This window comes from Aeromonas sp. 601027, from assembly GCF_049174455.1.
In the GTDB taxonomy this organism is placed as follows: Bacteria; Pseudomonadota; Gammaproteobacteria; order Enterobacterales; family Aeromonadaceae; genus Aeromonas; species Aeromonas veronii_A.
Map to the genome: position 1 here is coordinate 859,978 of NZ_JAAKTN010000001.1, position 13,131 is coordinate 873,108.

19 protein-coding genes are annotated in these 13,131 nt (G+C 50.4%); 7 read left to right on the forward strand and 12 right to left on the reverse strand.

Translation table 11 applies throughout. The features are described from left to right. The first annotated feature begins 79 nt into the window (after positions 1-79). Both G5193_RS03705 and G5193_RS03710 read left to right on the forward strand, forming a co-directional pair. Entirely contained in the window at positions 80-418 is a 339-nt protein-coding gene (locus G5193_RS03705; RefSeq protein WP_098968960.1) for a hypothetical protein, read from the forward strand. A 68-nt stretch (positions 419-486) separates the two neighbouring features. Further along, a complete protein-coding gene (locus G5193_RS03710) occupies positions 487-1,203 on the forward strand; it encodes a hypothetical protein (RefSeq protein WP_098968959.1) in 717 nt (238 codons plus the stop codon). Positions 1,204-1,324: 121 nt separating this feature from the next. On the opposite strand, the gene G5193_RS03715 is transcribed toward G5193_RS03710, so the two are convergent. Further along, entirely contained in the window at positions 1,325-1,468 is a 144-nt protein-coding gene (locus tag G5193_RS03715) for a hypothetical protein (protein WP_421204968.1), read from the reverse strand. A gap of 110 nt (positions 1,469-1,578) precedes the next feature. Here G5193_RS03715 and G5193_RS03720 point away from each other — a divergent pair, with 110 nt between their 5' ends. The 3 genes from G5193_RS03720 (at position 1,579) to G5193_RS03730 (ending at position 4,165) form a co-directional block, all read left to right on the forward strand. After that, positions 1,579-2,334 (forward strand): hypothetical protein, encoded by a 756-nt coding sequence (locus G5193_RS03720; protein WP_421204969.1) that lies wholly within the window; start codon positions 1,579-1,581, stop codon positions 2,332-2,334. A gap of 746 nt (positions 2,335-3,080) precedes the next feature. Further along, entirely contained in the window at positions 3,081-3,365 is a 285-nt protein-coding gene (locus G5193_RS03725) for a hypothetical protein (RefSeq protein WP_421204970.1), read from the forward strand. A 200-nt stretch (positions 3,366-3,565) separates the two neighbouring features. Continuing rightward, on the forward strand, positions 3,566-4,165 hold the full coding sequence (locus tag G5193_RS03730; protein WP_421204971.1) for a hypothetical protein: 600 nt from the start codon (positions 3,566-3,568) through the stop codon (positions 4,163-4,165). Positions 4,166-4,231: 66 nt separating this feature from the next. Here G5193_RS03730 and G5193_RS03735 read toward each other — a convergent pair whose 3' ends face one another. The 6 genes from G5193_RS03735 to G5193_RS03760 form a co-directional block, all read right to left on the reverse strand. Beyond that, positions 4,232-4,981, reverse strand: a complete 750-nt coding sequence (locus G5193_RS03735; RefSeq protein ID WP_421204972.1) for a hypothetical protein — start codon at positions 4,979-4,981, stop codon at positions 4,232-4,234. Then, positions 4,981-5,427 (reverse strand): phage tail terminator protein, encoded by a 447-nt coding sequence (locus tag G5193_RS03740; RefSeq protein WP_106843615.1) that lies wholly within the window; start codon positions 5,425-5,427, stop codon positions 4,981-4,983. The genes G5193_RS03735 and G5193_RS03740 overlap by 1 nt, the downstream gene beginning before the upstream one ends. Further along, positions 5,424-5,849: a gp436 family protein gene (locus tag G5193_RS03745; RefSeq protein ID WP_421204973.1), complete on the reverse strand. Its 426-nt coding sequence runs from the start codon at positions 5,847-5,849 to the stop codon at positions 5,424-5,426. Before G5193_RS03745 ends, G5193_RS03740 begins: the two co-directional genes overlap by 4 nt. A 1-nt stretch (position 5,850) precedes the next feature. After that, a complete protein-coding gene (locus G5193_RS03750) occupies positions 5,851-6,342 on the reverse strand; it encodes a Rho termination factor N-terminal domain-containing protein (protein WP_421204974.1) in 492 nt (163 codons plus the stop codon). Between the two features lie 70 nt (positions 6,343-6,412). Further along, entirely contained in the window at positions 6,413-7,321 is a 909-nt protein-coding gene (locus tag G5193_RS03755; RefSeq protein WP_421204975.1) for a Mu-like prophage major head subunit gpT family protein, read from the reverse strand. Between the two features lie 80 nt (positions 7,322-7,401). After that, entirely contained in the window at positions 7,402-8,643 is a 1,242-nt protein-coding gene (locus G5193_RS03760) for a phage protease (protein WP_421204976.1), read from the reverse strand. A gap of 76 nt (positions 8,644-8,719) precedes the next feature. Here G5193_RS03760 and G5193_RS03765 point away from each other — a divergent pair, with 76 nt between their 5' ends. Next, positions 8,720-9,010, forward strand: coding sequence for a hypothetical protein (locus G5193_RS03765; protein WP_245133241.1), 291 nt, complete (start codon positions 8,720-8,722; stop codon positions 9,008-9,010). Positions 9,011-9,074: 64 nt separating this feature from the next. Here G5193_RS03765 and G5193_RS03770 read toward each other — a convergent pair whose 3' ends face one another. Together G5193_RS03770 and G5193_RS03775 are read right to left on the reverse strand one after the other, a co-directional pair. Then, on the reverse strand, positions 9,075-10,040 hold the full coding sequence (locus G5193_RS03770) for a hypothetical protein (protein ID WP_245096766.1): 966 nt from the start codon (positions 10,038-10,040) through the stop codon (positions 9,075-9,077). A 36-nt stretch (positions 10,041-10,076) separates the two neighbouring features. Then, positions 10,077-10,259, reverse strand: coding sequence for a hypothetical protein (locus G5193_RS03775; RefSeq protein ID WP_245096763.1), 183 nt, complete (start codon positions 10,257-10,259; stop codon positions 10,077-10,079). Between the two features lie 274 nt (positions 10,260-10,533). Here G5193_RS03775 and G5193_RS03780 point away from each other — a divergent pair, with 274 nt between their 5' ends. Next, positions 10,534-10,902 (forward strand): HNH endonuclease, encoded by a 369-nt coding sequence (locus tag G5193_RS03780; RefSeq protein WP_060389285.1) that lies wholly within the window; start codon positions 10,534-10,536, stop codon positions 10,900-10,902. A gap of 182 nt (positions 10,903-11,084) precedes the next feature. Here G5193_RS03780 and G5193_RS03785 read toward each other — a convergent pair whose 3' ends face one another. From G5193_RS03785 to G5193_RS03795, 3 genes are all read right to left on the reverse strand, one after another. Further along, positions 11,085-11,663 (reverse strand): hypothetical protein, encoded by a 579-nt coding sequence (locus G5193_RS03785; protein WP_421204977.1) that lies wholly within the window; start codon positions 11,661-11,663, stop codon positions 11,085-11,087. A gap of 135 nt (positions 11,664-11,798) precedes the next feature. Next, positions 11,799-12,122, reverse strand: coding sequence for a phage virion morphogenesis protein (locus tag G5193_RS03790; RefSeq protein ID WP_421204978.1), 324 nt, complete (start codon positions 12,120-12,122; stop codon positions 11,799-11,801). Positions 12,123-12,205: 83 nt separating this feature from the next. Beyond that, complete coding sequence (locus G5193_RS03795) at positions 12,206-12,937, reverse strand: DUF4062 domain-containing protein (protein WP_421204979.1); 732 nt, start codon at positions 12,935-12,937, stop codon at positions 12,206-12,208. Positions 12,938-13,131: the final 194 nt, after the last annotated feature.

Here is a 13,131-nt window from a genome sequence, read left to right on the forward strand (position 1 = left end):
AGCTTGCTGGCAAGCTTAGCGCCAAGAAGAGGCTGAGTGACCAACCAACTGTCAGGCACGGCAACAAAGGAGGTGCAACATGACAATCTCGATGCACTCTTTACTGCAAAAAACTGAAGTGGTGAAAGAGGTCAGCGATAACAGCTTTCCGCGCCCCATCCAGATCCGCCGTGATATCACCAGATACAATCAGCCAAGATACATAGTGCTGTGGCGTGATGAGTTTGAAACCAAGCGCAACGACAGCAGTGCAGAAAGCTACTACATCGAACCGATCGCAGAGCTGTTGGTCAAGAATGACAAGCTCCGTTATGCCGTCAAACCGTCGAGTCACCACAGAGTTAACTCACGTTTTGACGAAGCGGTAAAATGCGCAGTCAACGAAGCGCTGACCCAAGAGCTGCAACTGCTGGCATAAACAAAGAGTGGTAAAAGCCTGATCTCTGAATCAGGCTTTTTTATTTTTGAGACAAGTCCGGGAAGACTATGGCCCCCAATCTGGTTCAGACCTACCGCAAACAACTCGATACCGACCCCGAAGGCATGACAAATGAGGTGACCTTTCAGCACTTCATGATCGCCCGACGCAGATTGGCAATACTGGCGCTGACTGAATATCGCATGAGCGACGACAGCGACTTTTCATGCTGTCTGGTGGTAACCGAGCTGGGGGTGGATGAGTGGCTGACCGATGCTATCGAAGATGACAGCCAGTGGAGCGAGGAAGAGCTGCTAGCCTCTGTCGCAGATGCCCGCACCGGCAACGATACGGTTGTGGGCCGCTTTGTTTATAACCCGGTACAGTTGCCCATCAATGCAGAAGCACAAGATCAACAGGGTATTCAAATCCGTGGCGCCTTTATCGACCCGGATTACCGCAGCGGCCTTGCCCGACAAGTGTATCAATATCTGCGGGGAAAATATGGCTGTGTGGTCAGCGATGATATGCAAACCCTGAGTGGGGCACTGCTCTGGTTGATTGGTATCAATCAACTCACCTCACAATGTATTGAAGTTTACGACGCACAACGTCAGTCCATTCGCGGCTATCTCGACTATCCCATCAAACCGGGCAGCTTCAAACCCTGGTGCCTGACCGGGTTAACCCACCAGCAGATCACCCAAGAGAGCAGCAGCAAGTTTGATGTCGTCGATTATGCAGAACACGACGACAAACGCCATATCCTGTTTCTTTTACGCTGACCCCTATTGTTGCCGAGACCATCGATAGCGGCAAACCCCTCTGCTTGTTTATTCCCCCCTTGTAAGCCGCTGGCTACCGTTAACGGTGGCCAGCAGCTGCGTCGTTTCGGCGATAGTTTTATCAGAGAGTGGGCGTAGGTGCGATTAGCCGGCAGGCGTAATCGGACATTCGCCAAACCTCACTCGCCAAGGCGGCCAGGTCTTCCCGACCGGTGACCTTGGCCGCCAGCTCCAGGGCCAGCTTGAGGGTGGTAGAGGTGGACATGGGGCATTCCGATCAGATTCAGATATGCCCCATGGTAAAGAGATGGCAGAATAAGAAGGTTTATGGCTCATTAGAACTTACATAATGTTTTGACTAGGAGAACGACATCTGTGGACACTTCCCCTCTATACCTCGACTGGCAGTTTTGGTCCGCTCTTGGCACAGTTACAGCCATAGTTCTGTCTCAATTGCCTCCGGTGAAGCTCTGGTTTCGCCCCCGACGCCTAGAGGTAGAAGTACATAGTAGAATTCAGTTAACTCATAAAGTTGGGAATCCAAATGTAGGCATGTTTGTAAACCTCAACAACATTGGGGGACGGGCTCTTCAAATAAGGTCAATAGAAATTGAAATCGTTCGTGATGGCAAGCCATTACTAACTCTCCCCGCACAGAATTACTTCGAAAATACAGCCTCTCAAGCAGCCATACTCTTCGTCCCATTTTCTTTGAGACCTGGTGATTCTTGGTCACACCCAGTAATTTTTTTAAACTTATTTGATAGGACAGATGAAAAATTTTATCGAGAATCAGAGTCAGCATTAAAAAAAGACATACAAAAAAAACTTAACACCAGGTCAAAAGAGGAAAATGAATTGGTTGTTGCCGAACCTGAACTGGTTGAGCCTTTTACAAAAATGTTCAATAAGTTATTTATCTGGAACCCTGGCGAATACGTTATTAAGCTAAGTGTATTTGCCAGACCAGGAAATACAGTGTTTAGTGAAAAGTATCGATTCACGTTATTTGAGTCAGACTCTGAAGAGCTAAAGTCACAATCTGAAGATTATAAAACTGGCGGTGGTATATCATATAATTTAGACTCGCACATAGGGGTATTTATTCCCATATCAAAACATAAAACTTAAATTAAAACCTTCCATATTAATAAGTTCACGGCAAGAAATGCCGTTATATTTTAAATTCTATTTACATGAAGAATTAGATATCACAATGTTAGCCACCCAACTTCGACCACTATCACCTAAGAAGATCGATAGGACTATTCATGGCCTCGTGGATTATCTTGGGCTCAATGTGAATGATGCCGTTCACCTAAAATTCTCACGACCTACGGCATTCGAACCAGAGCCTGACTATTGCCACTTCAATGTATGGCTCCAAACTAGATACTCCGAGGGTAAGCCACAGTCAGGCTGGATCTTAGCCCAAGACAAGCAACAATGTTTTGCAGAGGCAATTTTCCACTCTGTATGGCAGTCACCAGATGGAAGGCTCATCGACGTGACACCACGGAAGGATCAAGAGAAACGCATTCTATTTGTACCAGACCCAACCAGATCAATAACTCTGACATCTCATAAAGGCCGTCCCGCGATCCACACATTTGATAACGTTCGAGTCCATCGCAACTCGCTTATTACACAGTTAACTGAAATAACGATGGTCGTAGAAGGTGATTTCCTTGAGCGTCAAGGATTGTGGCCGTGGTGATTTTCGTTCCAGCTTGCTCTAGGTGGGTTTATCGACCATAACTCCAAACCTAGCACCGTAAATCTCACAGCTAAAGATACTATCGCCTGTCATTTTTGACAGTGGTAAGTGAGCCCAGACGGTCAAAACTTAGATTCACTTGAGCAAAGGTACCACATGAATGCATCAATTTGGCGCCTGGCATGAAGGGGGGCACCACACCATACAAGGGCTGCCGATCCTGAAACATCTACTGCGTTCACTCCATGGCGATGTGATGGTGCGCTATGTCTGCCGTGCCGATACCCCTTGCACCCTTTTCCTGACTATCAAGGATGGCGTGCCATACCAGAAGTTTAAGGAGGGTACTCCGCCGCTGGATTGGCAGTGGCTAGAACAATCCACCCTTCCCCTTTCTGCCTCATCTCAACCACTGGTCATGATTAAGCGGCTAGCATTGCGTTAAAACCAATCACCTCTAATCGTTCCCCCTCCTGTGTCGAGACACACTTTCTTGATTTAACTTGATGGTTATGTGCGGCAAATCACACTTACCAGCCCCTGATTTAGAGCTCGAGCACTAGTCTTAAAGTGTAAGCAGGAAGCGATCATGGTGGTGAGCTTTGCCAGCTCTGCAGTCCCCATACATAAATGGAGAGTGCGATCATGGAAAAAATTCCCTGTCTAATCTTGGCAGTCTGTATAGCCCCCCTTACTGGCTGTTCAAGCATACCGGACAAGTTAGCCGAATCTACGGCCATCGAATGGCCCTGGCCCGACAACAAACCAGGCGATAATGCCCAAGCTGAATATCTAAAAGCAACTGCGTATTGCGTCAAACTCCAGCAGTATTACGCCGCAGGCGGTAGTTCTACCAAAGCAGCAAAATTTGGTCTGGCAGCACTAGGTACAATGGCTGGCGCAGTCTTTGCGCCTATAGCCACGGGATCAGCAGCAATTGCATGGTCTGGCTTTTCGGGGGCGACCAATGCCCTACAAATATCCTATGACCAGTCCTTTGACTATGCCCTTGTGACGGCTCGGCGAGCACAAATTCAGAGAGAGATGGAAAAGGGTCAAGATGCTTATGCTGAAAAGCCAACGGTTCTAAGTGCTATTAATTTGGCATCCAGATGTGCCATGGCACCGGCACAGGTTGACCAAGCATTTATGGCTACGCTTAACGACTTAAGAAACAGCGGAAAAAAACCAGAAGAGAAGCAACCAGAGGTGGTAAAACCACCAGCAACCCCAGACAAAAAATAAGCAGAAATGAAATAATGGAAAACGGCGAGTTTCCTCGCCGTTTTTCATTCCCCACAGCCCCAATCATCACACCGTCACCGGCCGATCCACATAGAAGGGTGCGGTCTCGCCATCCACGGCCAGCAGCTCCCCCTCCAGCTCGATCTCGATGGGCTTGTCGCTCATAAAGTCCACCGCCTTCTTGGGGGACAAGCTGGCACGGGGCACCGTCAATTTGATGGCCTCGCCGCTGACAATACTGCGGCCATCGAGCAGCAACCGCGCCTTGATCTCCGGCTGGATATTGCCCGCGATGCGGGTACCGGTCACCGCGTTATAGGTACCGCTGACCGTCAGGCTACCGCCATCCGCCACCAAGCCCCCCTTGATCGCCCGTACCAGCCCGAACGCATAGTTGACCTCAATATCGGTACCCACCACCAGCGCGGTGACCCCTTCCTTGATGGCCAGACCGGTTGCGGCAATATTACTTTTGCCGAGCGGAGCCCACTTCGGCCAGGCGGGCAGAACAACCGGCAGATCTGTCAGCGTCCCGGCCCCCTGATTGATGGGGCTCTCCAGACCCATAAAGGCAGCGGCCAGCAGCACGGGCGGGATCTCGGTGGTCTTGATGGTGACCATGGCAGGCTTGGGAATGTGGTAGTTCTCCCGCGCCTGACCATACTGGCCCTTGCGCTTGCTGGGAATCGAGATCTTCTGGCTGTCGGGTTTCACTTCCAGGCTGTCCACATCGATGGGGCCAATCACCCCGGCCGAGACCCCGTTGGTAAAGGTCTCGATAAAGAGATCCCCTTCCAGGTGCAGTGTTTCGCTCATTATCGCTCTCCTTTAAATTTCACTCGGGTAGTAAAGGCAAGCGGCAGATAGGCAGCACCGCCGCTGTAACTGGGTTTGACCGGTGGGGTGACCCGGCGAAAGGTACTGTCACCACATGCTCGCCCACTGACGGCCTGCAGGATGCGGGCAAGCCACACTCCGGCACTGACCTCCCTGGGGCTGGCACGATGCACCAGCACCAGCAACCAGAGCTGATCAAAGCTGCTAGCCCGGCCTGACTGAGTGCCTTCGCTCTCACGTTCACCCTGATAGACCACATGCACCGCCGGACTGTGCTGGCCCAGATTGGCGATGGCTGCCACATCGGTGGCCACAAACACCTCCTTGAGCCCCGCAGGTTTGAGGGGGGCCAGCAGCTCACGCAGCCGCTCGCCAGCCTGCAGGTAGTCGAGTTCGGTACCAGACGGGTTGGCAAGCTGGCTCATAGAAAGCCTCCCTTATCGCGCCCCTGACTCCGGCCAAAGACGCGCCCATCCGACTGCAGTTGAGCCAGATTCTGACTCTCCAGGGTGGCACCATCGGATGCCAACCCCAGCGCCAACTCCCCCTTGCCAACCGATTTCAGAAAGGCCTGGGCCGCCTCATTACGCTTGGCTATCTGCTCCGGGGCCTGTTCACCATAGAGACGGTGACGGGCGATATCGGCGCAGATAGGTACCAGGGCACTCGGGATATGGGCCAGCGGCAAGGGATAGCGACCCGCCAGATAGCCATCGATCAAGGCGCCTGCATCCTGCAGGGCGATGGTGATGGCCGCCTGATCCAGCTCACCGGTCGGCGTCATGGCCAGGCGTAGCAACTCGGCCTCGCCAAAGCGGATCACCATGTCATTGACGCTGGCGTACATATCACTGCTCTCCGTTCTGGCCAGATGACAGCTCATCCTTGACCGGGTATTGCACTTCGGTCGCGGCGATCGCTGTCACCAGTTCGGCCTTCTTGAGCTTGGCCGCCTCCGGGATACCCATCTGCAGCGCAAGCTCGCGCAGCTCATCGACCTTCATCTCGGCCAGCGGCGTAACCTTGCCCGCCTGGGTGGCGTCACTATTCTGGGTGGCAACACCGGCCAGATAGCCCGAACCGGTCAGGACGCCCAGTGTTGCGTCCAGATCCCCAGGCGCCGATGGTGCATCACCTGCCTGAAGGCTGGTGTCTTCAGCCAACCGGACGACCACCAGACGCGGGTCGTTCTCCAGGGTCGCGCACTGCTCAGGCGACACAACCATCTCAGACTTGCCCGGTGCAATCGGCAGGCCCGCGCGAAAATAGACCTGACGAACCATTGACCCTGTTTTGCAAAGAATGCCGACCCGAATAGCCAGTTCCATCTCTTGTTCCATCTCATGTTTTCCTCGTCGAATCTGATAGAGAGGCTGTTTAAACCGAGGGTTAAACAGCCACAACGCAGGGTTAGAGGTAGTCAGCCACCACCAGCTCCAACTTGCCTTTCAGCTCGTTGCTGCTGCTGTTTGCCAGCTCTCGCTCCAGCATCTGGGTCGCCAGCTTCTCAAGGGAGGGCGGTACCACCAGCAGAGTGGCCTTTACCCCGAGCTTGCGGCCACCATCGGCTTGAAACTCCCGCATTTTGGAGAAGGAATCCCACAGGTTGTCGGGGGTCAGCGCCCGCTTGTTGGCAAAGGCCAGCTGCCAGAAGCCAAAGCCTGCGGCATCACGGCAATCGACCCCGTAACGGAACTCCTTGCGGGTGAATACCGCCTCGTCATCGACCTTGGTCATGGCAATCAGCTGCGGCGACTTGCGATCCTGGAAGATGACCGGCTTGAGAGCACGGCTGGTATCGAGCAGGAACCAGGGCTCCCCCTGATAACCGGCATCCACCACCACGTTGGCGCTCAGAACAGGGGTACCGGTGCCATCGGCCTTGGGATAGACAGGGTGATCGGTGTCGAAGAAATACTGGCCGTCATAGCAAGGTGTGGTGAAGCCAGCGCCCAGCAGACCAAAGCAGAGCTCGTCGGGGTGGATCCCCGCCGAACGGCCCATCTCGGCAAACATCGGCGCGTAGATACCCAGCTCGTCATCTTCGATATCGTTGCGATCGACCGCCACGGTGGCCTCGAAGTCTTCGTTGACGATCTGGTAACCGTGCGCCTTCATCGACTCGATCACCCGATCACCGACCCACTTGCGCAGACTGGGGAACTTGCCCAGCCAGCCATAGGTGTTGGACTTGGTGGTCGACTTGATCACTGTGGCGATCTTGGTGTACTGGGCAGGTGCTTCACCCTTGGCGTCTTCAAAGTTCTTCTTGAAGCCGGTGAAGAGGGCCTGCAACAGCGCGGGAGTAACAATGGCCATACGGGTGTTCCTTCTCTGGTTAAACAGGTTGGTCTGGCGGTCGCGTTTGTCCGATTACGCCGCTGCGCGGCTAAGCGAACCTATCGGCCTTTTGCCTTGGCAAACTCTTCATAGGAAATGCCGAGCTGATCGGCGGCATACTTGTCATCTGCCGATAGCGCCGCATTCTCCGCTCGATCGGGCAGGGTCACTTGGGTGGTCTGGCTGGCGGCCAGTGCCGCAATCGCCGGACGGGGCTCCAGCAACGCCTTGAGAGCAGCCACCCCCTTCTGGGCGGCATAGGCGGTCAGATACTCTTCTTCTGCGGCCACCACCTTGCCCTGGGTACGGGCTTCCTTGAGAAAGCGAGCGGCATCCGTGGTCTCAACCTTGGCGCTCAAGGTGGCGACTTCCGTCACCAGGGCGTTATAGGTCTCCACCGGTACATACTTGGCCAGGTCAATCTGGCCACCCTGCCCTGTGGAAATGGTCGCCTTGAGCGCGGCCAGCGATGCGCTATCTACCGCTAGCTGCGCTTTGGTGGCAGTGAGTGCCGCCTCCAGCTCTGGTGCTTTCTTGGCGTTGGCCTGGAGGGTATCCAGAGCAGCCAGAGCAGCAGTCCCCTGCTCGGCAGTAAACTGGCCATCGGCACTCGGCTGGATGCCGAGTTTGCCGAGCAGCGCGATCAGGTGTTCGTTCATGGATTTCTCCTGTTGTGCAACATGGGATGAGATGGCCAGCTGGCCGGGTTGGGTAGACATAAGGCTTGAAGCGGGTAACGCACTCAAAGCGGCAAGCGCCTGCATGCCCACCACACCGGGATCATTGGTAATGGCAGTCATCCGCAGTTCCAGCGGGCGGCCCTGGGCGTCATAGGGAAAGACGGCAGACAGGAATCGATACTCTTTGGCAGCCACCAGGGCCGCAGCCCGCTCCGTCCAGCGCGGCTTGATAAAGAGCCCCAGCCCTTCGCGCCACTCAATTTCGTCGGCGTTGTACCAACCGGCCGCAGGGGCTGGCTGGCCGTTCTGGTCAGTCTTGAGGGTCTGGTGGTCGTAATCGATCAGGATGTCTTGCCCAAGAGCTTTGGCTCGGGCAATCAGGGCTGCAGCGATCTGCCCGTCCAGTTGCCAGTGACCACTCGCCACATCGAACGGACGACCATCACGGGCCTTGAACGGGCCGACCGGCAGCAGTTGGTACCAGCCATCGCCTTGGGGGGTGAGCTGCGCATCGAGCACTGCCAGCCGCTCCCCGCTGACGGGGTTGGCTTGGAGGATGGCCACGAAGGGCGCTGAGTATGGAGTCTTGGATATGTTCATGCCGCCATAGTGCGGCGGCATGAAGGGGGATGGGGTTTATGGTGGGTTACTTCTATCAAATTCTTAGAATCATTCGATCAAATCACCGTGTTTCTGTATGGTGAACATCAAGGTAAACATCGAGCAAAATATGAACATGAGTGATAGAGAGTTAATGATTACTAAACCTTTATCTGACAGGCCATTACGTTTGCGCAAAGCGATTTTAAGTAAAACAGCAGGCTGCACCCACACAGATCCAGTTACATCCCATGATGTTCAAGCTGTCTGGCCTTTGCTTGCACCAAGCGGTTTGCTTAATAGAGATATAGTCAACTTGGCTAATGGCAATAACATACCCGTTGAACTGTTTGATAATTTAATGAAGCTGCTGCGTAGTAACTTATAAGTGAGTAAATCTGCCGCTATTAAAAATAGGGCGGCAGATCATATTTTTGCACAGTCGACAGGGGTTATCTGGCTATTCTAAAATCCAAACAATTATGCACTTTTCTTATATCTTCATCAAAAGAACCGAGAAGTTCGCTGGCTGTAACTTGACCTATACTTGTACCATGATATTGCAAAATATACTCAGCAATCGATAAACGTTCATCACCTCTTGAAGGAAGATAACAAAGCAGTCTCAAATTTTTAAGCTCAATGAAACGCTCAAAATCATCAACCATTCCATCAATCTTGCTTTCTAGCAAGTTAAAACTTTCAACTTTTGTTACCAGCGCATCTAATTTTTTTCTTTCAAGCAGCGCATCCACATCCAAAATCATTATTTCAGATTGCTTATTTTTAATATTATTAATTTCCTCGATCAACCCCTTGATTACACTTTTGTCAAGGAAGTTGCAAGTTTGAACCTTACCTAATGATTTTTTTATCCAACGAACTTCTTTGTTACCATCTTCGTCAATTTTCTCCCACTTCAATTCAATAAGAGCATCTTGAACAGAAGTTTTCATCATATTTAAAAGATGACGTTCTATTGAGCTTGGCATATTAATTCTAAACGCATCAATCAACTTCCTAGCATTTCTAACTTTGTTCCTTGCAGCTTCTATCCTATCAGTAAGTGAGGTATCCTCTCGGAGACAATTTAACCTTGCGATCAATTGCTTTCTTTTGATTTCAGCATTTAATCTCTTTTTTTCAACGACGAATCGTTCATTAGCTCCAAAATAACCTTGCGCACAATCCTTCCCAATCAAGACCTCCTTGCCATCTTTTTTCTTTGCTAACCAGCCATTATTATGAGGATTACGGCAATAACCTTTATCTGAATGTATTTGGCACCTCACCTTCTCTTCTAGATGATACTGCGCTATCAACTTAGAAAAGTCGTCGAGTGTCATTTCATCATCTGGTGAAAAGTTGGGTCTACTTTCGATCTCACTCATGTTACTTATAAGTAATATTTCATCCATGGCCTATCCTTGCTTTATAATCGATGAATCAGCTATTTATTTACTGAGGCGTATATACCCTCTCAAATGTGTTTTTGCCGCACTTTCAGCAGACAAACCTCTTAACTCGCTTTGACGCTGTGAACCATCAGGTAGGGTAACCACAAGGGTATCGCCAAAAACCTCATAGCTGGCGCTATATTCAACCCCTTCAACAACAACCGACACTGTATCTTCCATAACCTCTCCAGAGTGGACCTGTTTGCAGCTAGGGTATCATGTTTGGCTTTTTGCGTTAATGACTTTACAGTCATTAGAAAACCAGCTATCAATTGACTGCCGCTGTATCGTAAGGTGAGCGGTGTAAGGCTGATCCGGTTGTGCCGGTCAGTACCCGCTCTGAGCCTATACAGGCCGACGGGACTTCAACTTGAACCGAAGTCCGTCCGTCCGGCCACCCCATCCAATCCATACCGTCACGGACTTCAATATCAAACTGATTGAGGTCACGACCATGGGTAACATCGCCAAACAACGCCACCAAGCTGCCGTTCGTCAATCCTTTCACTGCTTCTATTGCGGACTGCCAATGTGGGAAGCCTCCCCTGCCGCACTGATGCAGCAATATCGCCTCACCCCTGCCGAAGCCCGGCTATTGCAGTGCACGGGGGAACATCTGCAACCACGCAGCAATGGCGGTTCGAACCAGTCCGCTAATATCGTGGCCGCCTGTCGTCACTGCAACGGCACTCGCCACAAAACGCCCAAGGTGCTATCCCCTGAGCAGTATCAGAAAAAGGTGCGGTCACGGGTGGGTAAAGGGAGCTGGTTTCCTAAAGGGATCACCAGCAAGGTCAAGGGGAACAAAACCAATGCTGTTTAAGGCTGTTTAACCGCGCCAATGACCAACACCATGCTATCAGGCTGACCACCCACCCTGGCGGGTGATACCAACGCAGCATGGCGCATCACAAGCGAGCAGTCCAAACAGGGCTCCCATGGGGAGCCCATTTAATGTTCGATGCCTACCACATCTCACATATTATGCTTGCTTTGCCAAAGAGATTAAGACTCTGACAATCTGTAAGACATTGAGTTACTACCAACTTCAATAATCTCAATGGTTACACCATCCATCTTTAACTTTTTATCTGCAGGATTAAATTTAAACTCTGCAGTATTAGGTGGTAGTGCATATATTTGTGCCTCTGGTTTTTGATATTGCGTTACAACAGTATTGCTATTTGTTGTACCAACGGCACTGTAATTATTTACATTGAGCGTTGAAAATGAATTAGTGTTTGCCACAACACTATTCCTACCATATCTGGTGAATACACTCTCATTGGATTGGATTTTTACATCTGTAAATCTCAAGACTGCCATACCGTCAGAGTCAAATCCCATAAAGCGCAACTCTGACATGCCTTCTTGGACTTTCCCACCATAGATGTCAGCTTTGCCAAATACATTTGGCAAATCGCGAGTCTTGTTTACTGCATAGATTTCACCACCTACATACACAGTCTGAGGTTGATGAAATGCTTTTGAGTAATCCTTATAGTGCTGAATTTGAGCACACCCCGCCAAACTCAACATACAGACAAACAAGAATAATATTTTTTGCATTAAAATAGCGCCCACATCAATTAATCATCGCCTAATAATGCAATAGCAAGAAAGTAATTAAAATGAAAAGTGCAGACTCACATAAGCACCGTACAGGGATTATTCAGCTTTGTTATAACAACAACACCAATGATGATTAAATGTATCAGGTTAATTGTGCTGGTTCGACATATCCAAATAAAGGCTCAACATATCCAACACACTCTGTTTATCCCCTTCTGACAGCCCCAGAGCACGGCGCTCTGGCAGGTTGATCTCGGGACGGCCGAACTGGTGGGCGGCACCGTATACCATGGGCGTACCGAAGTAGAGAGAGCGGGGATCGGGCTGGGCAGCCAGCAATTCTGGCAAAGCGCTGACCGCCGCCACACCGTTCCCCTGCTCCAGTCCAGCGAGCCGTGCCAGCAAGCTGGCCAGATAGTCGCTCGCCTCGCCAAGCCCGATCACGCTCTCCGCCGCCTCGCTATTTGCCATCTTGTGACCCTCGGTACGAATTAATATGCGAGCAACGCATTGCGTAAAATGCCACGACTCACAAGTCGTATATTAAACATTTACTATGTTTTATTTTTGCCGAATAATGATGCTAAACCTCCCAACTGATTACTATCAGTTGCCGAGTTTTCAAACCCTTTAAGCCCCAATGAAAGAAGGCTTTGCATATTATCTTTCATCGGTGAATTCACCCCAGAAATAGCATGAGGTTGCGCCTTGAGTCTTGCAATTTGTTCCTCCAGCTCTACTATTTTTGATTTTAAGCTAGAGTTTTCGGTTGATAACTTGTTTACACCATTACGATAAATACTAATCAGTGACTTATCCAGTTTCTCGGCCAATTCTTCAGAAGAGGTATAGTAAGCAGGGTTATGTCGTGTGGTTACAATTTTTTTGAAACGTTCAAATAGTCTTCTCTTCTGTGCGTAATCCTTGTCATCTCTATTGTCATGGTGTAGAGGATTAGAATCTAGAACAGATTTAAAGTAAGCGATAACGGGCTTACCCATTTTAATAGCATTATTGTACTCCCAAAATGTAATGCTGAGCGTCTCACTTCCTGTCATGCTAGGTAAAATTGAGCCGTAGCGATCACCGATAATGAGGACAACGAAATCACTTTCTTTAATCCCCTTCAAGATTTCTTGCTTTGATGTTTGACTTGAGGCAGGCTTGATATCCAAAGCATTAACATTCAACCCTCGGTTAGAAAGAACTTGAGCCACTTCTGCTCTGTCAATCTTTAGATCAACAAACGTTGAACTAATGAACGCAGATGGATGAGATGTATGCATGTTTATTTTCATTCTTTCTAACTCTCCAAAATCCAACTTAAATAATAACGCTCAGTTAAGGGGGCATGCGTTACCCTGCAAGGGCTGTAACAATAATGCCTAGGTTATTGCTTAACCGGCGTTGTTGCTTAAATCGATGCAGTTTGAAGGGAACTTACTGAGGACTCGGTGATCTGATCATCACCATCCCCTTC